The organism is Rhodococcus sp. USK10, from assembly GCF_019378875.1.
Taxonomy (GTDB): Bacteria; Actinomycetota; Actinomycetes; order Mycobacteriales; family Mycobacteriaceae; genus Rhodococcus_F; species Rhodococcus_F pseudokoreensis.
In genome coordinates, this window is the sequence record NZ_CP076048.1 from 610,704 (window position 1) to 634,763 (window position 24,060).

Genomic DNA, 24,060 nt, shown 5'->3' on the forward strand with positions numbered 1-24,060 from the left:
TCAACTATCGATGAAATCGAGTAGTACCTGGTGAAAACGATCAGGCTGCTCGATCTGTGGGCAGTGCCCGGCGCCGTCGATATCGACATACGTCGCACCGGGGACATCGTTTGCGAGCTCTGGAGCCCATCCACGCGGCTTGAGTTTGTCCTGGTTCCCCGCGACGATCAACACCGGGACATCGATCGAGCGGTAATTGGGCGTTCGGCTCGATTCCTTTGCAGAGGCGGCAGTAGGCCGACGGAATCGCGCCGCTGCTACTGCTTCCCATGCTCCGGGTTGAATACTGGCCGAATGACGCCGACGAATATAGTTGCGATCTGAACGCCAGTACTCACCATGGAACAACGCCCCTAGCAGTCTCTCCATCGCCTCGAACGAACCGTCATAAGCAAACAGCGCGTCCACGGAGTCGTTCTTGGCCATGGCGCCTCCGCCACAGACGCTGACGATTTTGCGCGCAGGCAGCAGCGGGGAAGCAGATGCGGCATCAGCGAGAAGCATCGCGCCCCCCATGGAATTTCCCACGAATACTGCGTCGTCGACATCCACTGCTCGACAGAACTGGGACATGTGCCGAAGGCGTCTTGCCTTGCCGTCGACGAAATCATGCACCTTCGCCGACTTACCGAATCCGAGCCAGTCCGGGGCTATCACACGGAAATGGCTCGACAGCTCAAAAATGTTCTCTTCCCAGCACAATTCGGCGGATGCTCCGAACTCGCCTCCGTGGAGTAGGACCAGGGTGTCGCCCTCTCCAATCTCCAGATAGTTGGTCTCGAGCCCGTCAATCTCAATCGTGCACGCAATCTCGCGCAGGAGCTCCGGTTTGTCGTTCATATTCCATCTCTCGTCGGATCGTTTCAGACTGCGGGAGTGACGCTCGAACAATTTGTACAGCAAGTGAATTCGGCCGGAGCCGCTCATTCCAGCGCTCGAGCGTCGCGGTGACGCGCCGCGCGCGAATCAGGCAGGCGCCTTCGAAACGGCACGATTTGACGATTGTTGATCAAAGCCCCGATCACCGAGAAAACGCTCATCGCGACCAGAGTCACAAAGAACATCACACCGCTGGTCGCTGCGGAGAGAAGAAACCCTCCCGTGAATGTGACAACTATTCCCGCCGAACGTGCGACCGCAGCGGCGAACCCGACACCACTAGAGCGAAATCGGATTGGATAACCCACCGCGACATTGGCGTACAGAGTTGCGCCTACATAGCCGATAATGAAACCTATTGCCGCGATCGAGACGAACAGGGCGATCTCGCCGCCGCCGCTGCCGTCAACCGCGACCGAAATCAGCATCGGCATGGAGGCGAGCACTCCGGCCGCGACGACCGCACCGGAGATTATGGTGACCCGCGAACCGATCCGGTCGAGTCCGACTGCGACAAGGAGCCCGCCGACGGTCGACATAACGTTGAGTACCAGGCTCGCCTGCAACACAGTATCGAGCGCGAGGCCGGCCGACTCTAGGAGAGCTGGTTGCCAGTTGAGGAAGCCATAAGTGATGAAGAAGAGCGCGAAGAACGAAATTGAGGCCCCCACGGTAAGGCGCAAGCTTCGGCTTCCGAAGATTCCTCCGTCATCGGTCTCGTTGTAGCCGTCGGTCGCAGTAGTGCCATCATGCACCTCGACTGCAACTGCATCAGCCAGCGTGCGGATTTCGTCCGCACTTCGGCCGGTAATCCTGTGCAACGTCGATACGGCCTTCTCGACCGACCCGGACATGAAGTAGTAGCTCGGAGACTCGGGCAGGCCGCGCCACGCGGCCGTCACTACGGCGATGGTGATGACGCCAACGAGCACGAAACATCCCCGCCAACCCAGTGGGCCGATCGCGACGAGGGCGATCCCGGCACCGATGACACCACCGAGGGGAATGCCTACCGCAAGCAATCCCATCACTCGCGCGCGCAGGCCGGCGGGAAAAATTTCACCGGATAGCGAATAGATATTGGGTGTGACGGCACCGAAACCGCATCCTGCGAGAAAGCGGATTCCTGTCAGCGCAGTTACATCCCATGCTTGACTGGTCGCCAGTGTCATGATGCCGAAGAACGTTGCACTGAAGAGAATTACACGGCGTCTGCCGAGCCGGTCTTCCAACCACCCACCGACGAGAGTGCCGACGGCCATTCCCACGAGCGCTGCAGTCAGTGCCGGTGCCATCACAGCGGCGTCGATCTCCCAGTCGTCAACGATCAGTGGGGTGGTCAGAGCGAGTAGTTGAAGATCAACTCCGTCCAGCATTATCAGTGCAGCGACCAGGGCAAGGATGCGGACATGTCGCCCGCATGTTTGTTGTCGTCCTAGAAACGCAGGAACGAGGTCGATCGAGGACAATGAGGTCAGCTTTCTTGTTCGGGTCGTTGTTAGCGACCGCACAGGCAAACGGACGATGGTGTTCCCATATCGGCCCTACCGGCGACCGCATCAGTCGTTGGCCACTGTAAGGAGGGGGCGGTCTGGCCAGAATCGCTGTTCGGCATGCCCGAACAGAGCGGAGACTGACACGAACCTCGTGCTCATGATGATCCATCATGAGGCTCCCCCAACGTGGCGTTGTGCGACCGGACAACTGCTTTTCGAGACCCCGGCCGCCGCGCGCTGCACGGCGCGGCGCACCATCTCGGGATTCCGCCGGAACGGATGCAGGGGCAGGGTAATGCTGATTGCGGCATATACATCCCCTACCGCATCACGAACGGGCGCGGCGACACAGCACTGCCGGCCCGTCGACTCTTCGATGTCGTAGCCGCAGCCGCGAAGCCGAACCGCCTCGAGTTCCGCACGAAACCGCGATGACGAGGTGATTGTGCGGGCGGTTCGCTTCTCGAGTCCGTGACGTTCGACGATGGTGTCCACACGGCACACGTCGAGTTGCGCCAGCAGAACCTTCCCCAACGCAGAACAGTGGATCGGTACTGCCCGTCCCACCGCGGACGCGCTGAAGTCCGAGATTCCGGCCCCGACGACCTTGTCGAGGACGATCACCGCGTCTTCACGGAGGGCCGCGACCTGGACTGTTGCGCGCAATTGGTCGGCGAGATACCCCAGTTGTGGGCGCGCAGCAGTGAGAAGATCGGTGCTGTCGATCAGGGTCCGGTTCAGCTCCACGATGCGCCAGCCGAGCCGGTATCTGCCCTCTGCGAGCCTGCGCACCAGGCCGATGTCGCTCAGAGTCGCCAACAGTGCATGCGCGCTGGACTTGGGGATCTGTAGCCGGTCTGCAACCTCGCGAACACCCCACTCCGGGCTCGTGGCGGTGAACAGATCCAGCACTTTCCCTGCCTTGGTAACGGTTCCGAGCATCATGGCTCCTACATCTGCTGTGTTCGACCACCACCGATGTCGTCGCCGGCAACAGAGCGGTCACAAGGTCCAGCGTCAAGCTTCTTGCCATGCCGCGGCCGGGGTACCGGCCACATTGCGGGGATACCTACCCGTTTTCGGCCAGGAACCGCCAGCCGGGCGGTTCAACAGTGAGCAGTCACCTCGCCCGTTTCGGGCGCATGTCCATGGAATATGTTCGTCGAAGATGGCAGCATCGAGAGGTGGTTGAGAAAGCGCGCAAAGTGGTCGGGAACCTGCCCATGGAGCTGACCAGCTTCGTCGGGCGACGACGCGAACAATCCGAGGTCAAGCGGCTGTTGTCGGTGACCCGACTGGTAACTCTCACCGGTATCGGCGGTGTCGGGAAGACACGCCTAGCACTCAGAGCTGCCGCAGCAGCGCAACGCGCATTCAGCGACGCCGTCTGGTTGGTCGAGCTGGGCGAGGTTCGGGACGCTTCGTTACTTGCTGAAACGATCGCGGTCGCGCTTCGGGTGCGCAACCACACCAACCGACCGATCTACGAAGTCCTGGCAGAGCATCTCACCTCGCGACAGCTCCTCCTCGTACTCGACAACTGCGAGCACATCCTCAGCGCAGTTGCCGAGTTGAGCGAAGCGCTATTGCGGACCTGCCCGGAACTGCGGATTCTAACCACGAGCCGCGAGCCACTAAATATCGGCGGCGAATCGATCATGCGGGTACCGCCGCTCGAAACACCCGATCTGGCCCGTCCACAGGCGACGCAGGGGCAGCACGGCTACGACGCGGTGACACTCTTCGCCGAGCGCGCCAGGTCGAACTTGCCCGAGTTCGAACTCACCGACGAAAACAGGATGACAGTCGCTCAGATCTGTCATCGGCTCGACGGCTTGCCACTTCCGATCGAGTTGGCGGCCGCGCGTTTGCGCGCAATGTCCACGTCACAGATCTTGGACCATCTCACTGATCGATACGAGTTGCTGACCAGCGGACACCGCGGCGCTCCTTCCCGCCAACAGACATTGCGGCTGTCAGTCGACTGGAGCTACGACTTGTGTACGCCACAAGAACAATCACTGTGGGCACGCCTCTCCGTCTTCGCCGGCGGCGTCGAATTCGACGCAATAGCGGGGGTCTGTGTCGACGAGTGGACCGACCAGAAGCTGCTCGACGTTGTCGGCTCGCTCGTCGACAAGTCCATCCTCATCAGAGAAGAGCCGGGGCCCGTCGTCCGGTACCGGCTACTCGAAACGTTGCGCGAGTACGGCCTGGAGAAGCTGGGCTCTAGCGGTGACTACCCGACACTACGACGCCGGCACAAGGACTGGTTCGGCCGACTGGCAGCACTCGGCGCGGAAGGCTGGGTCACGTCGCAGCACGGTGAATGGATGTCACGGCTCGACCGTGAACAACCCAATCTACGAGACGCGATGGAGTTCTGCCTCACCGAACCCGGAGAAGGTCGAGCCGGTCTCCTGATAGCCACCACCTTGTACCCCTTCTGGCTCACTCGAGGCCTGTTCGGTGAGGGCCGCAGATGGCTCGATCGGGCCTTGCAAGTTCAGAACGAAAGCACCGGAGACCGAGCCCAGGCACTGTTCATCGACAGCGTGCTGGCCGGACTCCAGGGCGACACACTGTCAGCCACGGCATTGATCGACGAGGCCGTCGCAATCGGCGACCGGTCAACGGATGGTGCGGTCCAACCTTTCGCCGAATACGCCATCGGATTCCACATGCTCTACCAGGGCGAACCCAGCCGCGCCGTCACCCACCTCGGCAACGCCCTCGCATTATTCCGCGACCAGGGAAACACCTTCATGCAACTCGGGTCCGTCCAAGGACTTGGGCTCGCGAACATGATCCTCAGCGACATGGAACAAGCCGTCTCACGTTTCTACCAAGCACTCGAGCTGTCGAAACCCTGCGGCCCGTCCGTCTTGCAGTCCTACCCGCTCTGGGCCCTCGGGATCTCCCTGTGGAGGCAGGGAGACCCCGGCGAAGCGGTGCGGTCACTCGAACGCGGCCTGAGACTCACTCGTCAAGTAGATGATCCGCTGGCGACCGCCTGGTGCCTGCAGGTCCTGGCATGGATCGCAGCGGACCAGCACCACGAGAAGAGGGCGGCCACCCTGTTGGGTGCAGCCGATGCGTTGTGGCAGCAGATGGGTGGGGAGAACGTCACCTTCTCCGACATGCAGGTCTTCCAGGACGTGTGCGAACGCCAAGCACGCAGCGCTCTCGGCACGAAGGGTTTTGAAGCGGCGTCAGTACGTGGCAAGGAGATGGATCGCGACGCGGCGGTCGCCTTCGCACTCGACGAGCTGCCGACTTCGAAGAGAACGCACGGCGGCGAGTTGACCGAACTGACCAAACGTGAAAAAGAAGTGGCGACACTGGTCTCGCAGGGACTCACCAACAAGGTCATCGCGGAGCGTCTCGTCATCTCACAGCGCACCGCGCAAGGACATGTCGAGAACATTCTGATGAAGCTCGGTTTCACATCGCGTACCCAGATCGCCACCTGGTTCGTCGAACAACGATAGAACACTCAACTCGTCGGCGCGTGGTTGAACCCGGGAAGAGTCATGTGGCCGGCATCGACCGGCACGGTGACGCCAGTGACGCTGGCGGCCATATCGGAGTTGAGCCACAGCACCGCATCCGCCACAGCCTGTGGCGGCAGTGCCGTCGCACCTTTGAGCGCGTGGTAATGCGAACCTGCCGCAACAAGATCGGCGGTCGTGCCGCCCGGGCGTCCGACCAGAATGTCGACTGAGACCTGACTGTTGATCATGGGGGTGTCGATCACACCCGGAGCCACCGCATTACACCGTACGCCGTGCGGGGCGAGCTCGTAAGCCAGGTTCCGCACAAGACCGATAACTCCATGTTTGGCAGTCGAATAGTGCGCTGCATTGAATCCCGGCTCGAACCCGGCAACTGAGGCGGTCACCACGATGGAGCCCTGCCCTCGCTCTATCATGTGCGGGGCAACTGCTTTCGCGCACCGCCACACCGCCGAGAGGTTGACCCCGAGCATCTCCTCCCATTGGAGATCTGTGACCTCCCAGAACGGTGCCGACGACCAAATCCCATGATTGATAACGAGCGCGTCGAGTTTGCCTAGCCGGCCAATGGTCTCCGCGACGGCGCGATCGATCTCCGGTTGTGATCGCACATCCGCTTGTACCGCGATCGCCCGCCTACCCAATCCCTCCACGAGCTCGACAGTCTCAGCGAGATCCGACGGTGACGCCATCGGGTACGGAACCGTGTCCAGTTGCGTTGCAATGTCGACGATCACGACGTCCGCACCCTCGCGAGCCGAGGTCAAAGCATGAGCACGTCCCTGTCCACGGGCGCCCCCCGTGATCAGCACGACTTTGCCGTCCAACAAGCCCATCCCACACTCCTTTTCGAATCGAAACACGGGCGGTTGTCCCATGTAGCCCAGATCGCCGAAAGCCGGACGTTGGGCCCGAGGAGCCAGCGTATTTCGTCAGATCAGACGACGACATGACGGTTCGCGTATCGCGAACCACCATTCAGAGCCACTGCAATGCTGCTTAACGTGTGCTCAGCATTTGCCAACAGCATTAACCACGATCCAATCCGCGTACAGAATCCGGCCAACTGCGATCCGCGACAAGGGAGTATCAATGTCCTACTCAAATCAGGCGACCGAGACAAGCGAACCGCAGACCCGGCGGCGCGTCCTCGGACCACTGTTCCGCACCAGAATCGGTCGCGCCACGGTCGATTTCCTCGGCAGCGACCGAGGCAGACAATTGGACCGTTATGCCGTTCGATACCTGGGTGTATCCATGCTGTCGATCGCATTCACGGCCATGCAGGGCGTAAGCCCCCTGACGGTCCTGTTAATTCATTCGACAGGACAGCGCACCGGTCGGCAACGAGAAACGGTGATGCCCTACTTCCGTGTCGACGGCACTGCCTACGTCATCGGGTCCGCCGCCGGGGCCTCGAAAGACCCTTCCTGGGTGCACAACCTGCGGGCCACCCCACACGCGCAGGTCACCCTCCGACGGCGGCGCATCGATGTCACTGCCCGGGAAGTCTCCGGTGGCAGTCCCGAGCGAACGAAGGTGTGGGATGCCGCTGTCGCGATCGCACCCAGTTACGCAGTCTTCCAGGGCATGACCGAGCGCGCGCTGCCGGTCATTGCGCTCGAAGGCGCACTCGACTCCTGACCAATCCAGATTGCGGGCCCCACCAGGGCATGGTCGGGCCCGCAATTTGTTCACTGCCCAACTCATCCAGTCTGGATTCCTCCGAGGACGTCGGCCAGCGCAGTATCGAGATACTTGGTGTCCAACAGCTCCTCCATCATGAAGATCCTTCCGTCGCGAAGATGAAAGAGGATCGAATAGATGTTGTCGTACCGGCCGCCTCCGACAAGTTCCGACTTGCCGGTTACCAACGTCGCAACCCGGTTCCGCTCCTCGGTCATGCTTTCGAACGTGAAATCTACTCCGGACACCGTGATCTGGTCGAGCATCTCAACCAGCTCGAGGACACCCGACAGGTCACGACGGCCTGAAGCGCTACTCGTCCCCAGCTGAACGTGAACGAAGTCATCAGTCACACACGAGCGCACCCCGGCGGCGTCCCCTCTGCCGATTGCGTCCAGGTACTCACGGCACACCGACTTGTTCTCTTCCATATTTCCTCAATTCTGTTTCGGAGCAGCATCTCCCAGAGAAGGCTATCGCCGATGCCCGCAATGGTCGGCAGTTGTTCGGCTATGGTGAACACACATCGCACGCCGGGACCTGGTGCACATACCCTCGCCATTCCAAACCCTGTCACGGAGGAGAACACCCGGTGCCGACCCCGAATGCCGTTGCGATGGCACGAGCCTTGTATGTCGCGCGCCGAAATCACACGCCAATTGAGCCGTTCACCGACGTTCACCGTTCACTGACCATGGCCGACGGATACCGCATCCAGCAGGAACTCGTCAAACTCCTGCTCGCCGAGGGCGATCGTGTCATCGGCCACAAGGTCGGGGCCACATCCAAGGCGATGCAGGATCTGATCGGTCTCGACACCCCCGACTACGGTCCGGTGCTGGCCTCGACAGTATTCCGCGACGGAGCCGAGGTGTCGGTTGGCAACTTCATCTCGCCCAAGCTCGAAGCCGAGATCGGTTTCGTGCTTGGTGAGCGGCTACTCGGTCCTGGCATCACCCCAGAACACGCACGACGTGCAATCTCCGGGGCCGTCGCCTCAATGGAAATCGTGGATTCCCGAATCCGTGATTGGCGGATCCGGTTGGCCGACACGGTCGCCGATCTGGCCTCGAATGGGGCCATGGTCGCATCTGAGAACGTCGTCGCGGTGACCGATTTCGACCCCAGACTGATCGGTATGGTTCTCTCACGCAACGGCGAACCAATCGATGCGGGCGTCGGAGCCGCCGCGCTCGGCGATCCGGTCGCGGTGGTCGCATGGCTTGCGAACGTCTTGGGTGGCGACGGCGTCGCACTCGAGCCTGGGCATCTCATCCTGACCGGCGCGCTCCACGCCGCGGTCCCCATGCTTCCCGGCGATCATTTCCTCGCCGAATTCGACAGGCTCGGCGAAGTGCGGATCTCGGTCTGTGACTAACCCGATGTGGGCCGTCCGCCGGTCGCCGACGGCCACCACCCGCCCGCGCCCGGCGCGGGCATACCACCGAGATGAAAGTAGCGATATGGGTACCAGCACCACATCCGTGACCGCCGCGATCGTCGGTCCCGGAAACATCGGCACCGACCTCCTGGCAAAACTCGAGCGCAGCTCTGCTGTCGACGTGAGATACATGGTCGGCGTCGCCGAGTCCGATGGATTGACCCGCGCCCGGGCCAAAGGCATCGACGCCTCAGCTGAAGGGGTTGACTGGCTCCTACGGCAGAATCCCCTGCCCGACATCGTCTTCGAGGCCACCTCAGCGCACGCACACACGCGTCATGCTCCGCGCTATGCAGAGGCCGGCATCCAGGCCGTGGACCTCACACCAGCGCATCTCGGACCGATGGTATGCCCACCCGTCAACCTGAACGAACACATCACCGCTCCGAACGTCAGCATGATCACGTGCGGCGGCCAAGCCACCATTCCGATGGTTCATGCGGTGTCGCGAGTTACCGCTGTGCCCTACGCCGAGATCGTCGCGTCGGTGGCATCACGGGGCGCGGGCCCCGGAACCAGGGCGAACATCGACGAATTCACCGAAACCACATCGGGCGCCGTCGTCGCGGTCGGTGGCGCCGAGCGCGGCAAGGCAATCATCATCTTGAACCCGGTTGAACCTCCAATGATCATGAGGGACACGGTATTCTGCGCTATCGATCCAGATGCCGATCGGTCCGCACTGATCGAGTCGGTACACGCGATGGTCGCCGAGGTCCAGCGGTACGTACCTGGCTACGCACTGCGTGCTGAACCTCAGTTCGATAGTCCCCGCGAGGGCTGGAGGGGGCTCGGCCGAATAGCGGTGTTCCTGGAAGTGAAGGGGAACGGTGACTACCTTCCCGAATACGCCGGAAATCTAGACATCATGACGGCCGCGGCCGCCCGTGTCGGAGACCTGATGGCAAAATCCAAGATGGGAGCCCCGGCATGAGCCGACCCGAATTGACCCATGATGTGCGCATAGTCGACACCACGCTCCGTGACGGTAGTCACGCGATGGCACATCAGTTCACAGAACGGCAGGTCCGCGACACCGTCCGCGCACTCGATGCCGCTGGTGTAGAGATCATCGAGGTATCCCATGGCGATGGGCTCGGGGGGTCGTCGTTCAACTACGGCTTTTCCCGGACCGACGAGCTTGCCCTCATCCGTGCTGCCCGCGATGAGGCAACCGCAGCGCAGATCGCCGTGCTTCTGGTGCCCGGGATCGGAACGGCGGACGATCTACGCCGCTCCCACGACGCAGGCGCCGAGATGGTTCGTATCGCCACTCATTGCACCGAGGCCGATGTGTCGTGCCAACATTTCGGCGTGGCCGCGGGGCTGGGCATGGAGACCGCCGGATTCTTGATGATGGCGCACCGCACGACCCCCGAGAAGCTGGCCGAGCAGGCCCGGGTCATGGTCGACGCCGGCTGCCAGACCGTGTACGTGACAGACTCTGCCGGTGCGTTGTTGATGCGTGATGCGGCGGACCGCTTCGAGGCGCTGGTGACGGAAGTCGGCAAGGAAGCATGGGTCGGGTATCACGGCCATCAGAACATGTCTCTGGGTGTCGCCAACTCTGTGCTCGGGTTCGAAGCCGGCGTTCGATACATCGACGGTTCGCTTTGCGCCCTCGGCGCGGGGGCGGGCAACTCGCCGACGGAAGTACTCTCTGCGGTTTTCGACCGGATGGGAGTCAAGACTGGACTCGATGTCACTCGGCTGCTCGACGCGGCCGACGACGTAGTCCATCGCTACCTCACGCGATGGCCGAAGATGGATCGTAACGCGATCGTGCAGGGATGGGCCGGGGTCTACTCGAGCTTTCTGCTCCACGCTGAGCAGGCGGCCGAGCGTTACGACGTCCCCGCTCAGGACATACTGCGACGATGTGGGGAGCTGGGCCTTGTCGGCGGCCAGGAAGACGCCATCATCGACATCGCCGTCCAGCTTCGCAGCGCGTCGGCGTAGCGATACATCGGACATCGCCGCTGGCGGCCGTCGCAGCCGCCCGCGGTGATTCCAACTACTGCGCTCCGCGCGGGAGCACGCAACCACGCGAGCGCTGTCGCAACCACGTGACGTTCAGGTGGGCAGCCCTAAGTCCTGCCATCCACACATATCCGCATCGACTACCGGAACCCCTGAAGTGGCGCACGGCGGAGGCCGCGGTCGGCTACCGGACCTGAAGCACCGGCACCCAGTTTAGGGATCGGATCCGGACGACGAAAATCGCAAGGCTGAGCATCACCAGATGCGGGGATTTGACCAGAGCCAGGGCTGGCTCGCGGTCATCCAGCTCACCTGTGACTCGCACATGGACCCAGATGCTCGCCGTGCGCGAACAACTCGCCGAGCCGCGGGATCCCAAACGCACACGGCTACGGGTCTGCCCGGTCCGGCCCGTTCGCCTGCCATGCCCGCTGCTCGGGTTCGACGACCGGGGCCGCGACAGTGCGGGACGGTCGAGGCCATCGGCGTCCTCGACCGTCGAACCAGACCCCGACCGTCGATCAGGCCGGTAGGTCACCCCCACGAACGATCGAGGCTGGAATCGCTGATCTCCGTCTATTGAATCGCAATCATGCCGCCATCGATGACCAGGTCCGTGCCGGTGATAAACGACGCCTCGTCTGATGCAAGGAACAGCACGCCGTGCGCGATCTCACGAGCATCGCCGAACCGTTTCAGCGGAATCAACTGAGTCATCGGTTCCAAGTCGGTGTGCTTACGGGCATCGACGAGAATCTGTGTCTCGATCACACCCGGGTCGATCGAGTTCACACGGATCTTTTCACGACCGTACTGGCAGGCAGCCTGTTTCGTCATCGATCGGACGGCGCCCTTGCTTGCGTGATAGGCGGTCGCAGTCTCGGTTCCCACGATGCCGTGAATCGAGGCAATGTTGACGATCGAACCTCCGCCGGCGCGACGCATCGATGGCACCACCGCCCGCATTCCATAGAACACACCGGTCTGATTGATACCAATGACCTGGTCCCATAACGCCTGGTCCGTATCTTCGAGGCCGACGGTGCGGTGGATTCCCGCGTTGTTCACCAGCACCGTCACGGCACCGTAGATCTCTTCGGCGGTCCGCACAGCGGACGCCCAGTCGTCCGGGTTCGCTACATCGAGGGTCACACCGGTAACCGAGAGGCCCTCCTCCACCAACTGAGCGACCTGAAAATCCAGGCGCACTTTGTCAACGTCGGCCGCAACGACTGATGCGCCTTCCTCCGCCAGCAGCCTAATGTCGGCTGCCCCCATGCCGCTCGCTGCGCCGGTGACGATGGCAACCTTGCCCTGTACGCGTTGTCCCATGATAAGAAGCCCTTCTCGTTTGTGGTCAATACGTGGCGCATTCGTCGGCGCGCGCAATCCGCCGCCTTCACACCAGTACAAGTTGGCAGAGCACTCGTGCGGCGAGGAATTCGATCGCGACTACCCCTTCCGCTTTCCACTCGGTCTGGGCCTTCCGGCCTTTTGCCCGCAGGCTGCGACCGCGCATGCCTTCGCTGAACCCGAGTGGGTCGCCCTGGCGTGTGGAAGTTACTGACAGCAAAGACACTATCCTCACCACGACGAACCGGCAGAGAGGTTCGTGTATTGCGAACGCCGATTCGGCGGATTGATTGCCTCTCTTACGCTGATTGTGGCGGTGACCACACCTTGCAAGCTCAGAACAGCCCACGACAGCGGTGCAGTGACTAGCGAACGGCGCAGTTGGACTGCACGATGCGATCCTCGACAGCGAGGGGTGTGTGACTTCAAGGACGGGCCGCAGCCGCCACCAATCCATACCGGACTGCGAAAGTTGACCATCCTGTCATGACCAAATCTATCGACGAAGCCCGCGAAACGGTGCGGACCATCTATCAAGCATTCAACTCCGCCGATCTAGCAACGATCGAAGCGACCGTCAGGGATAACTTCGCGCCCGAGGTTGTGGTGCGTGAGCCCGAATCACTTCCATGGGGCGGTGTCTACGAGGGCCGCGATCTCGTCATGAAAATGATGGCCGGGTTGACGGATCCGACGTCTCCGATCGACGCGAAAAACCTGGTGGTCGATCAACTCTTCGCCTCGACTGAGGGAGACACGATTCACATCGTCGCCGATGCGTCCTTCCCCTGGCATGGCGCGACAAGTTCGATTCCTATGAGGGCGTTGGAGTGGTTCTCGCTCCGAAAGGGGAAGGTAGTGGAAGTGCAGGTGTTCCTGTGGGACGCCGCCGCCGCCCTCGCAGCGCTCGGAAGCGATAGTCGCTGAGGACCTGCAGTACGGGGTCCCGCAGGAACAGATCTCACCCATATCAGCCAATTCACAGAATTTGACCGAGGAGTACTCATGAGCGAACACAATGCATCCCCCGGCTACACCGGAGGGATCCTGAATCTCAGCGGAACACGACCCGGCAACGCGTACAAGTACGACGGCCCAGCGATGCCCCACCAGATCTACTTCACGATGACGTTCACAAGCACGCACGATGCAATCGAAAAGCTCATCGTCCCGCCCCCGTTGAAAGTCGATCGCGACCTCCCGCCCGAGGTTCAGGTCCTCTACTTCGTCAACCCGGGCTGTCGCGCCTACGATGGCAGGGTTACGCCGTATCAGGGCTTCATGTTCATGGCTCGAGTGCGTCACGGGGATGTCGCTGGACGCGCCGGCTGGGAGTATGTGGACGGCCTCTACGGGGACAAGACCGAGATGGACATCATGGGACCGTGGGGCGTCTACTTCGGCATGCTGAAGAAGATGGCCGACATTCGCTTCACCCCAATCGGCGGAAACGAATTCGAGATCAGCGTTACCCGACGGGGTGTTCGGTTGGTCACCATGACGATTCGGACAGGCACCGAACTCTCCGACGCCGAGATCGAAGCAATCAACGCCGCAAATTCGCAGGTCGGCAAGACCCTGACAGTCCGTGAGATCCCGAACGTCAACTACTCCGGGTTCGTGGATAGATCGATTTGCGTCGCGCCGAGCGACGGCAACACCGTGTCCCGCGCATGGGCGGCGGACAAGAGCTCCATTGTCTTTGGTCACGACGACCTCGATCCATTCGACGAGTTGCCCGTCCTCGGAGTTGGCGGCGCTCTGTCCTTCGATCTGAACTCGGACAAGGAACTGTTCAGCGAGATGGAAATTCTCGAGAACCTTCCTCTTCAGGAGACGGATACGGCAGCGCGTCGCGTTCTCGCCTGACCCCAGCGACTTCACGCACCCCGAGGTGCACCCGCCGCCGCAACTCGAAAAATCTCGGCGCGCGTGCGGTTGAGACTCCGACATACGACGGCAGGCATTCGTCTGCCGCCGTATGTCGAAGAACCTCGCAGGCGCCGAAAGAGTGACGTCACAACATATGCGGAAGGTGCCGCCCCGAGGTTCCACCGCAATGGCGGCACAGATGGAGGAGAGAACTAATGCGCGTGACGATGGAAGAGCTGGAGTTCGCATTGAGGTGGCGGCACTGGGGCGGCGGAGAAGACGAAGATATATTCATACAATTCGGACTGCACCCCCACCAGTACTTTCTACGAGTGAGAATGCTATTGAGTACACCTGCCGCCGAAAGACTGTCCTACGACGAGAAAGACCATATCCGGCGGATATGCCATGCACGCCTGGCCCAGCCGCACCGTGCACCGCGGTGGACGCCGCATTAATGACAGTACCTCCGCACCAGTTTGGTCTTCGAAAAGATCAGATTGCACAGAGTTCGGCATTCGCAATCTGAAGAGATTGACGCGATACTCGGTCTGCAGAACCGATGCTCACCGAATCACCCTGGAAGACGTGCCCGCGACTATCACGAGGCGTGCAACACCGTTTATACCTCGCATGGCCCCCACCCGCGGCCCATGCATGAAGCTCGCGTGGCTTCACGAACGAATCTCCGAGTCTTGTTCGACATACGCGAACAATATTCGCGGAGATCACATCCCACTAACTACCCTCCTGCCTACCTACCGAGGGATCGCCGACGCATCCACTGCAACCAGGTGTGTTCTCGCCATCGAAGATGCCCTCAGTCCTTCGATGGCGAGACGAGTTGGTTGACATCTACTTCGATCCGCGGGATGCGGTCGGCCACCCGAAGTCCAGTCGAACAAGGAAGACACGACGATGACCACGAATCAAGTCAGGCAAGGCGCCGAACGTTGGCTAGGCGACTTCGAGACAGCGTTGGCGACGCGCAGTTCCGACAAGTTGGCGCAACTTCTCCTCGAGGAGTCGTTCTTACGTGACAATGGCGCATTGACCTGGGACTTCCGCCAGTTCCACGGACGAATCGCCGTGGAAAAGCTGTTGTGGTCTGTCGTTGACGACATCAAGCCTGCAAATCTTCGGATCTCTGAAGAGTGGCCCGCACCTCATGTAGAAGGCAAGGGTGAAAGTGCCGTCATCGAAGTATTTTTCGATTTCGACACGGACGCCGGATCCGCAGTGGGTCTGCTACATGGAGCCCCTGACGATTCATCGCCGTACGGTTTCAAGGCCCGCGCGATCTACACCCGGCTGGAAAGTCTGAAAGGTACCGAGTATCCCGAAGCACACCCTCGTGGCCACGGCTACACGCCGGAAAGACGAGGCGAAAATTGGCTTCAGCATCGGGAACGTGAACGGTCATTCGAAGACCGTGATCCCGAGGTGCTCATCGTCGGATCCGGCCAGGCAGGCTTGATGACCGCGGCGCATCTCACACAGCTCGGCGTCACATCCTTGATTATCGACAAGCATGAACGAGTCGGTGACAACTGGCGCAAGCGATACCATTCGCTCAACCTGCACAACCCGATCGAAATGAACCACTTCCCTTACCTACCTTTCCCGGATCACTACCCGGAGTACCTGCCGAAAGACGTGATCGCGAACTGGCTGGAGATCTACGCCCGATATCTGGATCTCGACATCTGGACCTCAACGGAGTTTGAAGGCGCCGACTATGACTACTCGGTCGATTCCTGGTCTGCCACGGTCCGGCGATCCGATGGCACGACACGCGCACTTCGGCCCAAACACATTGTGCTGGCGACCGGCGGAATCGGTGGTAAGCCCAACATCCCGAAACTTCCCGGATTGGATTCGTTCACAGGCGAGACGATGCACTCGTCCGAATTCGGCGGCGGCGAAGCGTACGCCGGTAAGAAGGCTGTCGTCGTGGGAGTCGGGTCGAGCGCGCACGACATCGCACTCGACCTGCACCAGCACGGCGCTACCGTCACGATGGTGCAGCGTAGTCCCGTCATCATCAACAACGTGGAGACCGCAAACCTCGCGTACGCGGCGTACTTCGACGGTACCCCCGCCGAACTCGTTGACATCAGGTACGGCGTCGGGCTGATCAACCCACTGCGGTTCGCCAATTCGCAGACCTACCATCAGTTCGCCAAGGAGCGCGATGCAGAGCTCTTGCGCGGACTGGAGCTTGCGGGCCTTCGCCTGGGTGACGGCTTCGAGGGGGCCGGCTGGCTGGACCTGTTCCTTCGAACGGGTGGCGGCTACTACCTCAACGTTGGCGCATCCGAGGTAATCGTGTCTGGAGGGATCAAGGTCCTCCAGGCAGATCGCATCGACGAATTCGTACCCCAGGGAGTACGGCTCGATGATGGTGGCGTCCTCGATGCTGACCTCGTGGTGCTCGCGACTGGATACCAGAACCGCAAGACCGAGGTTGCTCAGCAATTCGGTGAAGAGGTCGCCGAACGCGTCGGCGAGATTGCAGGCCTGGACGAGGAGGGCGAGTGGGCGAATGTTTGGCGACCGACTGCCCAGCGTGGCCTGTGGTTCAACGGAGGGGGCATCAACCAGGTGCGGCCTGCCTCCCGCAGACTGGCCCTGCTGATCAAGGGTGACTTGAACAATTTGATTCCCGACTCACTGCGTCGAGACGTCACTCCCGGCCGGCAAGAAGACTGAAGACCATCCGTTCATCGAGTGGTGGGACCAGCCACGGCAACCGTTGACCACGGAACTGTGATCCCTCCGCTCGAAGGACGGGAACGACAATGCCCGCGGCGGCGAATCGAAGCGTAAGAACTTCGATTCGCCGCCCCACCACCAGGTGCAGTGCGATGTTTCAGCTACGTGGCACCACTCCTCCGAGTCGACTGTTCCTACGCGCTCAGACATCTCAATCCCACCCTCGCGACGAGCCGTAGGAATTCGCGGACCCGGATCGAACACTAACCCAATACCAGGAGCAGCCATGCAGATTGGCGACATGCGGATCGACAGCCTCATCGACGGCGAGGCCGTTTTGGCCAAAGATGGGTTGTATATCGGTGACGACGCCCCCACTGACGAGGACTGGGCACCGTACGCAAAGTACCTCGACCAGTGCACGGGTCACCAGATCAACACTGTCGGTTCGTATCTGATACGTTACGACGACAGAGTCGTCCTCCACGACGCGGGGATGGGACCCGGCCCGACACTCCCACCGTTTACGGGTGGAGGTCTCCGTTCGGCATTGTGGGCCCTCGACGTCAGTCCCCTCGACATCACGGACGTGATCTATTCCCACCTTCACATTGATCACATCGGATGGACCTCGATCAACGGGAAACCCTTCTTTCCCAACGCCACCATTCGTATTGATCGACGAGACTGGGAGCACTACTCTCGCGCCGACTACGAACTCGAGGACTGGGAGGTCGCGGTGACCCACACTGAGCGAGACCTTGTGTCGGTGCGATTCGCGCCGGTCCTCGACCGTATCGAGCTCTTCGAGGGAGACGCTGAGCTCCTGCCCGGTGTCGTAGCTCTCGAAGCGAGCGGACACACACCAGGCACGACTGTGATCGAGCTGAGTTCCCGGGGCGAGAAGGGTCTCTTGATCGGGGATCTAGTCCACACACAGGGCGAGTTGATCGAAGGTTGGGATTTCGTAATGAACCATGATCACGCGAAGGCCTCCGAAGCAGTCGAGCGATTCCGAAAGTACATTTACGACAACAAACTCCCCTTCGCGGCGGCACATTTTCCGGGAATGAAATGGGGGCGCCTGAGGGCCGGCGGCAATGGATTCGGACTGACCTACGAAACCATTTGACCTGCTCATCCCTATAGTGCCCCGTGGCCGGTCCGGAGTGATCGGTCCTGTGGTCTGACGATTGAACTGGAGCAAACATGTATTCAAGCCTTGTCGACCAGGTCTGCTGGGTCGCGGGTGGCGCGAACGGAATTGGGCGCGCCGTCGCGCTTGCGCTGTCTCGCAGCGGGGCCCGGGTGATGATTGCCGACCTGGACGAGTCTCGCGGCAGAGAGCTGGTAGGCGACATCACCGACAGCGGCGCAGAGGCCGACTTCGTTCAGGCCAGCGTCTTAGATGCCGATTCCATCGCCGCCAGCATCCTGGCAGCTGAGACCCATTTCGGACGCTTGGACGTTGTCGTCAACTCGGCAGGCGTCACGACCGACGGACAGCCAGACGACTTCGAACGCAATATCGATATGTTTCTGCTCGGCGTCTGGCGCGGAATGAACGCAGGTTTGGACGTACTGCGGCGGCACGGCGGTGGGAGCGTGATAAACATCGCGTCAATTGCCGGCGTCACCGGATCGATCGGCCCCGCCGGTTATGGGCCCGCCAAGCACGGCGTTGTCGGAGCTACGAAGGACGCCGCATTGAAATATGCCAAACACGGCATTCGCGTCAACGCTGTCTGCCCTGGCTATGTCGAAACGCAAATGACAGAACGAAATCGATCGACCACCGCGGAGAGCGACTATCTCATCAACCAGACACTTCGGGTGCCGATGGGGCGCTGGGGACAGCCTGCGGAAATTGGCTCTGTAGTTGCATTTCTAGCCTCGGACGAGGCGTCCTTCATAACGGGTCAGGCGATCGTTGTCGACGGCGGCCTCACGGCCCGCTAATCATGTGCCGTAAGTGAAACTGGAGGAGAGGAATTCATGATCAAGATGGTCGCTCTGATGAAACGGCGGGCCGATTTGACGCTCGACGAATTCATCGAGAGATACGAGAACGGACATGCGCCTTTCGCTGACAAGTACCTTCCTACCGCCCGCCATTATCAGCGACGATATATTCAGCCACTCGGCAACCCGATCGACGGTAGCAACTACGAACCTGATTTCGACGTCGTGACTGAAATTTGGTTCGATGATCAGTCAGCGCTCGAGGAGGCTTTGGGGAGAATTAGCGAACCCGAGGTCGCCGCTCTGTTCGCAGCGGATGAGGAGGAACTCTTCGACCGTGTCGCACATCGCCTCTTCACCGTCGCTCACGAGTCACGTACCGACCGCCCGTCAGCGTGAATCGAGTAAGCACCGCTTGCATCAAACGTTCTTTCCGCGATTCGACGGCATCGCAGCCTGTCGAGAACTCGCGCCGTAGGTGGATTCGGAAGCAGACTCGTCGAGATCCTTTGCGCATCCAGTAGCGATCGCGTGCCTATGATTTTCACCCGAAGTGGCCGACCTGGACGCACAGTCCGGTCGGCCACTGGCGTGTGCGGGCTCGCCGGGATCCACTGGTGACCGGCGGCTTCCACCCCACCGTCTCAAGACCAGTGCGGGAGCCCGGACCTCTCAACCCGCACTGCTGGCCGGCCTGATTGCGTTCACATGGCGTCCCGCCGCCGTCCGGTGACCGCTCGAGCGGCTCAACAGCAGCCGTCGGTCTGATCTTCACCGGTATGCGAAATCGTCGGTAATCCATGCGTCGGCAATCAGTCGGCCCTCACTGTGGCGAACCTTCGACTTTCCGCGAACAGACCTCGACGCTCCCGGAACCGTCTCAGGTCCATTCCGGCAGTGAACCGAGTCCCGAACCAGTCGCGTGTCGGGTACGTGAATGTAGCCGCGCGACTGCGGCCGATACGGCGGCGAACTCGCCCGATCCGGCCTTGGGTGCGTTGTCTAGAGATACCCGAACAGCGCGACCGGGCACCGTGCGGTGCCCGGTCGCGCTGTTCGGAACGATGTAGCGCTCTCCTCTGGATTCGCGGAACCCAATCTGCGTAGAGCGCACAAAGAGGTAGAGGATCGGGCTACCCGTGTGCGGCCCAGGAGTAGCCCTGTACCTCGCCGTGTGCTTTCGCGGTGTCGTATGCATCCTTGTAGGAGCCATGCCGGATGTCCTCGATGACGTCGACGTGCGCCGGCGTCCACCCAAGTTCGGTGCGTGTGCGGGGCGACCGGATGCGGCTGTTCACCGCGAGTCCGAGGTCCACCCAAGGCGCGCCCCAGAGTTCGACTGCCTGGTCATAATCGAGACTACGGGTGGGGCAGCCGGTAACCTCGCCGACCGCCTCGGCGATTGCTCGGAAGTTCACTTCTCCGGCCACCAAGTGGTAGACGGCACCGGGGGTCCCCTTCTCGAACGCCAGGTACGAGACTGTGGCGACATCGTCGACGTGTACGTGGGAGTACAGGTTCAGCCCCTGACCGAGATAGCAGACCGTCCCGGTCTTGCGGGCAGACTCGAAGAACTGTGGAATCTGGATACTGCCGGCCCGGCCCCAGATGAGTGGCGGACGGATGATGAAAGTCCGCAGTCCTTCGGATGCAGCGTCGGTCAGCAAACGTTCCGTTGTGATCCGAATCTTTCGATTTCGCAGGGCCGGGAACGGGAAGGGGTCGTCTTCCGCCGCTGTGTAGTCGTTCCAGGCTCCATCGCGGGCTGCAGTAGAGACCACTCCGGACCCCGAAATGAATACCAGAGATCGACCCGGCCGGGTGAATGCGGTGAGCAGTTCTTGGATGACGTCCTTTTCATCCTCGAATGGGACCGTTGCAGCGAAGACCAGTACGTCGAAGTCGTCGACAGTTGCTGCGAGTTTCGCGAGTTCAGCCAGATCCCCTTCGACCGGGATTACACCGGCGGCGGAGAGGACCTCCTTACTCTTCTGGCTACGTGCCAGGCCATAGGTCTCATGTCCGTGCGACCTGAACTCTTGCGCGATGCGTGATCCGACGTAGCCGGTCGCGCCGATGACCAATGTCTTCACTGGGGGACCTCGCTTGGTGAGTGGGGGCATGTGAGTCCGCGGCCGACGGCGCGGCTGTTGTCTCTGATCATCACTTTCGTCGTCCTTTCATGGGTGTGGGTACGAGTTGGTGCGGGACTTGCGCGATCATGGTTGACGACCACATCGCGTCGAAGATCTCGAGCTGTGAAGACATCGACGGCGAAGTCGAGAGGTGTTCGCTCGACTTCGAAGTACGTTGCCCCTCAGTGAAACTAGTTACGTTCACATCGATCCAGTAGTGGCGTTCACATATTTCGAATGGTACGACGGACCGTGGTGACCCAGTTTGTATGTGCACGAGCAGCGGGCCCGTGGCCGCGACGGCGCGGGCGACAGGGCCACGCGGAGCCCGGTCGGAATGGCGCGGTCATTGCGTGGGAGCCTCGGCGTCTGAGTGCGCTCGATTCGCAAGATCGTCGTCGAACGCCGCAATAGTCTCCCCGATGTGCTTGGCCGCGATGAAGCCGAATGTCATCGCTGGGCCGATTGTTGCGCCCGCACCCGCATAGCTGCGACCCATCACGCTGGCCGCGGTGTTACCCGTGGCGTAGAGGCCCCGCAGGACATCGCCGTCCCGGCCAAGGACCCGCGCGTGCTCGTCGGTGACCAGTCCGCCATTGGTGCCGAGGTCACCCGGAACGATGCGAAATGCATAGAACGGCGCCTTGTCGACGACGGCGAGATTTGGATTGGGGAGTGTGGAATCGCCGTAGTAGTTGTCGTAGGCGCTTTCCCCGCGATGGAAGTCTTCGTCGATGGTGTTACGCGCCATCATGTTGAAGCGGTCCGCCGTCCGCTGCAATTCCTCGGCCGGCACGCCGATCTCCTGTGCGAGTTCGGTCCAGGTGTTGCCGGATTTGACGACACCGGAGTTGAGCCAGGCCTGTGGGACCTTACGTCCGGTGGGTACCGGTGCTCCTGGAATTTTCGGCAACGGCAGGTGGCCGGCAAACACGTAGCGGCGCCAGGATCTCGTGTCGATGATCAGCCAGGATGGAATATGGGTTACGCCGGTTCGCTGGCCGGCTATGACCGCATGTCCAAAATCGGTATACGGCGCGGCCTCATTGACGAAACGTTTCCCGGCACCGTTGACCACGAACTGTCCGGGGATCATCCGTTCGTTCAGCATGAACTGCAGCCGCCCATCGGGCCAGGCAATTGCCGGAAACCACCAGGCCTCATCCATGAGATCGACGGCCGCTCCGATTTTTTCCCCCGCCTTGATACCGTCGCCGGTCGATGCAGGGTTACCCAGGCTCCAGTCGCCGTCGATGACTGGTTCGTACTGCATACGCATCGGCAAGTCGTGGTCGAACCCTCCCGTAGCGAGGACCACGCCACCGCGGGCGCGCACGGTGACGGTGTGTCCGTCCTTTTCGATCTCGGCCCCGACCACTGTCCCGGACTCGTCTTCCACGAGTGCAACCATCGGCGAATTGAGCCAGATGTCGATGCCCTGCTCGCGAATGGCCAGGAACAACCGGGCGACCAACGACTGCCCTATGGCAACCATCCGCTCGCCGGTGACTCGAGCGCGGAGCATTCGCCAGGCGAGCCGCAACAGGACCGCTTTACCTCGCCAAGACTGGCGAATCCGATAGAAGTCATGAAGTTCTTTCGGCCCGAGCCAGATCCCACGAGGAGCCAAGGCCAGCGGCTTGATCAGCGCAGCCTCATCTTCGCCCAAGTGGCGCAGATCGATCGGAGGCACGTTGACGGTACAGCCGAGGGCGCTTCCGCCGGGAAGGTCCGGATAATAGTCGGGATATCCTGGCTTCCAGACAAATTCTATGTGGCCGCTCAGCTGTTCGAGGAAGTCGATCATCTTGGGAGTTTGATCGACATACGCCTGCAGACGCTCCTTGGTGACCAATCCGGCGGTGATCGTCTCGAGGTACTCGAGAACCTCCTCAGGTCTGCCGGTGTATCCGTCACGCAGCAAGGCGTCTGCACCCGGCGCCCAGATCCCGCCCCCGGACAATGCGGTCGTTCCACCGAAGACCGATGCCTTCTCGACCAGCAGCGTCTCGAGACCTGCCGCCTTGGCTGCCAAGGCGGCGGTCATACCACCACCACCGGAGCCGATTACGAGGATGTCGACGGTTGTGTCGAAATTCCTTTGAGACGTTTTCACGGAACACTCCTAGACGAGAGATCGGAAGGTGACGTCGCCAACCAGTGCGACGGGTTTCGCTGGGCAGCATCGGTGCATGATCGGTGCCGGCGTCGGTTGGACAGGGTGACGATTCGGCTCACCCACCGAACGGATGGTGTCGGTGGGCCTCATACTGCACCCGCGACAGCATGTTCCGACGTGAACAGACTTCGCGATATCCCCATTGCTGCCCTCTGTACACTGCGGCGCAACACAACCGGGTGCTGTCGAAACTGGGATGCTGGGGCGCTGATGCTTATCGCGGCCTGCACGACGCCCTGAGTGTCTCTGATCGGTGCGGCCACGCAACATATCTTCGAGGCGGACTCCTCCAAGTCGTAGCTACACCCTCGCAGCCGCACCGCGCCGAGCTCGGCGCGCAGTTGCGGCTGCGAGGTGATGGTCCTCGACGTGCATCGGGTCAGCCCGTGCCGTTCGACGAGGGCGTCGGCCTGGCCCTCGTCGAGGTTTGCCAGCAGCACCTTTCCCAGCGCGGTGCAGTGCGCCGGGGCGGCCAATCCGACCGCCGACGCGGTGAATTCGGGCCGCCGGCAACCGGTGACCTTGTCGAGGTAGATCACATTGTGTTCGCGGAGCGCGGCGATATGGATGGTGGCGTTGAGTTGATCGGCGATCTGTTGGGTGCGGCTACGGGCCGCGCCCAAGAAGTCGGTGCTCTCCAGCAGTGTTCGGTTCAACTCCAAGATCCGCCATCCCAGCCGGTACCGCCCGTCGGGGATTCGGCGCACGAGGCCGATCTGGTTGAGCGTGCTCAGTAGAGCGTGCGCACTGGACTTGGGAATGTGCAACTCGCTGGCCACCTCACTGACTCCCCATTCGGGCAGACCTGATGTGAACAGGCCGAGGACCTTTCCAGCCTTGCTCACGG

The 24,060-nt window shown here is 61.3% G+C and carries 20 protein-coding genes; 11 read left to right on the forward strand and 9 right to left on the reverse strand.

The window, feature by feature from the left end; genetic code table 11:
- The 3 genes from I1A62_RS09700 to I1A62_RS09710 form a co-directional block, all read right to left on the reverse strand.
- Complete coding sequence (locus tag I1A62_RS09700) at positions 1-840, reverse strand: alpha/beta fold hydrolase (protein WP_124396364.1); 840 nt, start codon at positions 838-840, stop codon at positions 1-3.
- Positions 841-923: 83 nt separating this feature from the next.
- Entirely contained in the window at positions 924-2,348 is a 1,425-nt protein-coding gene (locus I1A62_RS09705) for an MFS transporter (RefSeq protein WP_124396363.1), read from the reverse strand.
- A gap of 195 nt (positions 2,349-2,543) precedes the next feature.
- Positions 2,544-3,317, reverse strand: a complete 774-nt coding sequence (locus I1A62_RS09710; RefSeq protein WP_219458595.1) for an IclR family transcriptional regulator — start codon at positions 3,315-3,317, stop codon at positions 2,544-2,546.
- Between the two features lie 242 nt (positions 3,318-3,559).
- On the opposite strand from I1A62_RS09710, the gene I1A62_RS09715 reads away from it, so the two are divergent.
- Entirely contained in the window at positions 3,560-5,866 is a 2,307-nt protein-coding gene (locus I1A62_RS09715) for a LuxR C-terminal-related transcriptional regulator (protein WP_257890770.1), read from the forward strand.
- 5 nt (positions 5,867-5,871) lie between these two features.
- On the opposite strand, the gene I1A62_RS09720 is transcribed toward I1A62_RS09715, so the two are convergent.
- Entirely contained in the window at positions 5,872-6,726 is an 855-nt protein-coding gene (locus tag I1A62_RS09720) for a mycofactocin-coupled SDR family oxidoreductase (protein WP_124396361.1), read from the reverse strand.
- A gap of 256 nt (positions 6,727-6,982) precedes the next feature.
- On the opposite strand from I1A62_RS09720, the gene I1A62_RS09725 reads away from it, so the two are divergent.
- Complete coding sequence (locus I1A62_RS09725; protein ID WP_124396360.1) at positions 6,983-7,534, forward strand: nitroreductase/quinone reductase family protein; 552 nt, start codon at positions 6,983-6,985, stop codon at positions 7,532-7,534.
- 62 nt (positions 7,535-7,596) lie between these two features.
- Here I1A62_RS09725 and I1A62_RS09730 read toward each other — a convergent pair whose 3' ends face one another.
- Positions 7,597-8,007, reverse strand: a complete 411-nt coding sequence (locus I1A62_RS09730) for a nuclear transport factor 2 family protein (RefSeq protein ID WP_124396359.1) — start codon at positions 8,005-8,007, stop codon at positions 7,597-7,599.
- A gap of 161 nt (positions 8,008-8,168) precedes the next feature.
- On the opposite strand from I1A62_RS09730, the gene I1A62_RS09735 reads away from it, so the two are divergent.
- The 3 genes from I1A62_RS09735 (at position 8,169) to dmpG (ending at position 10,976) form a co-directional block, all read left to right on the forward strand.
- Positions 8,169-8,954, forward strand: coding sequence for a 2-keto-4-pentenoate hydratase (locus tag I1A62_RS09735; protein WP_219458596.1), 786 nt, complete (start codon positions 8,169-8,171; stop codon positions 8,952-8,954).
- 85 nt (positions 8,955-9,039) lie between these two features.
- Positions 9,040-9,951, forward strand: a complete 912-nt coding sequence (locus I1A62_RS09740; RefSeq protein ID WP_124396358.1) for an acetaldehyde dehydrogenase (acetylating) — start codon at positions 9,040-9,042, stop codon at positions 9,949-9,951.
- Positions 9,948-10,976, forward strand: a complete 1,029-nt coding sequence (gene dmpG / locus I1A62_RS09745; protein ID WP_124396357.1) for a 4-hydroxy-2-oxovalerate aldolase — start codon at positions 9,948-9,950, stop codon at positions 10,974-10,976. The genes I1A62_RS09740 and dmpG overlap by 4 nt, the downstream gene beginning before the upstream one ends.
- A gap of 597 nt (positions 10,977-11,573) precedes the next feature.
- Here the strand turns inward: dmpG and I1A62_RS09750 are convergent.
- On the reverse strand, positions 11,574-12,386 hold the full coding sequence (locus tag I1A62_RS09750; RefSeq protein ID WP_225858540.1) for an SDR family NAD(P)-dependent oxidoreductase: 813 nt from the start codon (positions 12,384-12,386) through the stop codon (positions 11,574-11,576).
- 450 nt (positions 12,387-12,836) lie between these two features.
- Here I1A62_RS09750 and I1A62_RS09755 point away from each other — a divergent pair, with 450 nt between their 5' ends.
- The 6 genes from I1A62_RS09755 (at position 12,837) to I1A62_RS09780 (ending at position 19,298) form a co-directional block, all read left to right on the forward strand.
- Positions 12,837-13,277 (forward strand): nuclear transport factor 2 family protein, encoded by a 441-nt coding sequence (locus tag I1A62_RS09755; protein WP_124396356.1) that lies wholly within the window; start codon positions 12,837-12,839, stop codon positions 13,275-13,277.
- Between the two features lie 78 nt (positions 13,278-13,355).
- Positions 13,356-14,219, forward strand: a complete 864-nt coding sequence (locus I1A62_RS09760; protein WP_124396355.1) for an acetoacetate decarboxylase family protein — start codon at positions 13,356-13,358, stop codon at positions 14,217-14,219.
- 921 nt (positions 14,220-15,140) lie between these two features.
- Complete coding sequence (locus I1A62_RS09765) at positions 15,141-16,934, forward strand: NAD(P)/FAD-dependent oxidoreductase (protein ID WP_124396354.1); 1,794 nt, start codon at positions 15,141-15,143, stop codon at positions 16,932-16,934.
- Positions 16,935-17,223: 289 nt separating this feature from the next.
- Positions 17,224-18,069 carry an MBL fold metallo-hydrolase gene (locus I1A62_RS09770; RefSeq protein WP_124396353.1) on the forward strand — a complete coding sequence of 282 codons (846 nt, stop codon included), beginning with the start codon at positions 17,224-17,226 and terminating at the stop codon, positions 18,067-18,069.
- A gap of 77 nt (positions 18,070-18,146) precedes the next feature.
- Entirely contained in the window at positions 18,147-18,896 is a 750-nt protein-coding gene (locus I1A62_RS09775) for an SDR family NAD(P)-dependent oxidoreductase (RefSeq protein ID WP_124396352.1), read from the forward strand.
- 36 nt (positions 18,897-18,932) lie between these two features.
- Positions 18,933-19,298, forward strand: coding sequence for an EthD domain-containing protein (locus I1A62_RS09780; protein WP_124396351.1), 366 nt, complete (start codon positions 18,933-18,935; stop codon positions 19,296-19,298).
- Positions 19,299-20,032: 734 nt separating this feature from the next.
- On the opposite strand, the gene I1A62_RS09785 is transcribed toward I1A62_RS09780, so the two are convergent.
- From I1A62_RS09785 to I1A62_RS09795, 3 genes are all read right to left on the reverse strand, one after another.
- Positions 20,033-20,992, reverse strand: a complete 960-nt coding sequence (locus I1A62_RS09785) for an NAD-dependent epimerase/dehydratase family protein (RefSeq protein WP_192582166.1) — start codon at positions 20,990-20,992, stop codon at positions 20,033-20,035.
- Between the two features lie 388 nt (positions 20,993-21,380).
- Positions 21,381-23,150 carry an FAD-binding protein gene (locus tag I1A62_RS09790; RefSeq protein ID WP_124396349.1) on the reverse strand — a complete coding sequence of 590 codons (1,770 nt, stop codon included), beginning with the start codon at positions 23,148-23,150 and terminating at the stop codon, positions 21,381-21,383.
- Positions 23,151-23,299: 149 nt separating this feature from the next.
- The gene (locus I1A62_RS09795; protein WP_192582165.1) at positions 23,300-24,058 is read right to left on the reverse strand and encodes an IclR family transcriptional regulator; all 759 of its coding nucleotides are present in this window, start codon (positions 24,056-24,058) and stop codon (positions 23,300-23,302) included.
- Positions 24,059-24,060 lie beyond the last annotated feature (2 nt).

What these genes read in the sequence shown, in the direction of transcription:
- I1A62_RS09700 (WP_124396364.1), bottom strand. Translation starts at nt 840, where the DNA reads ATGAACGACAAACCGGAGCTCCTGCGCGAGATTGCGTGCACGATTGAG.
- I1A62_RS09710 (WP_219458595.1), bottom strand. Translation starts at nt 3,317, where the DNA reads ATGCTCGGAACCGTTACCAAGGCAGGGAAAGTGCTGGATCTGTTCACC.
- I1A62_RS09720 (WP_124396361.1), bottom strand. Translation starts at nt 6,726, where the DNA reads ATGGGCTTGTTGGACGGCAAAGTCGTGCTGATCACGGGGGGCGCCCGT.
- I1A62_RS09725 (WP_124396360.1), top strand. Translation starts at nt 6,983, where the DNA reads ATGTCCTACTCAAATCAGGCGACCGAGACAAGCGAACCGCAGACCCGG.
- I1A62_RS09730 (WP_124396359.1), bottom strand. Translation starts at nt 8,007, where the DNA reads ATGGAAGAGAACAAGTCGGTGTGCCGTGAGTACCTGGACGCAATCGGC.
- I1A62_RS09740 (WP_124396358.1), top strand. Translation starts at nt 9,040, where the DNA reads ATGGGTACCAGCACCACATCCGTGACCGCCGCGATCGTCGGTCCCGGA.
- dmpG (WP_124396357.1), top strand. Translation starts at nt 9,948, where the DNA reads ATGAGCCGACCCGAATTGACCCATGATGTGCGCATAGTCGACACCACG.
- I1A62_RS09755 (WP_124396356.1), top strand. Translation starts at nt 12,837, where the DNA reads ATGACCAAATCTATCGACGAAGCCCGCGAAACGGTGCGGACCATCTAT.
- I1A62_RS09760 (WP_124396355.1), top strand. Translation starts at nt 13,356, where the DNA reads ATGAGCGAACACAATGCATCCCCCGGCTACACCGGAGGGATCCTGAAT.
- I1A62_RS09765 (WP_124396354.1), top strand. Translation starts at nt 15,141, where the DNA reads ATGACCACGAATCAAGTCAGGCAAGGCGCCGAACGTTGGCTAGGCGAC.
- I1A62_RS09770 (WP_124396353.1), top strand. Translation starts at nt 17,224, where the DNA reads ATGCAGATTGGCGACATGCGGATCGACAGCCTCATCGACGGCGAGGCC.
- I1A62_RS09775 (WP_124396352.1), top strand. Translation starts at nt 18,147, where the DNA reads ATGTATTCAAGCCTTGTCGACCAGGTCTGCTGGGTCGCGGGTGGCGCG.
- I1A62_RS09780 (WP_124396351.1), top strand. Translation starts at nt 18,933, where the DNA reads ATGATCAAGATGGTCGCTCTGATGAAACGGCGGGCCGATTTGACGCTC.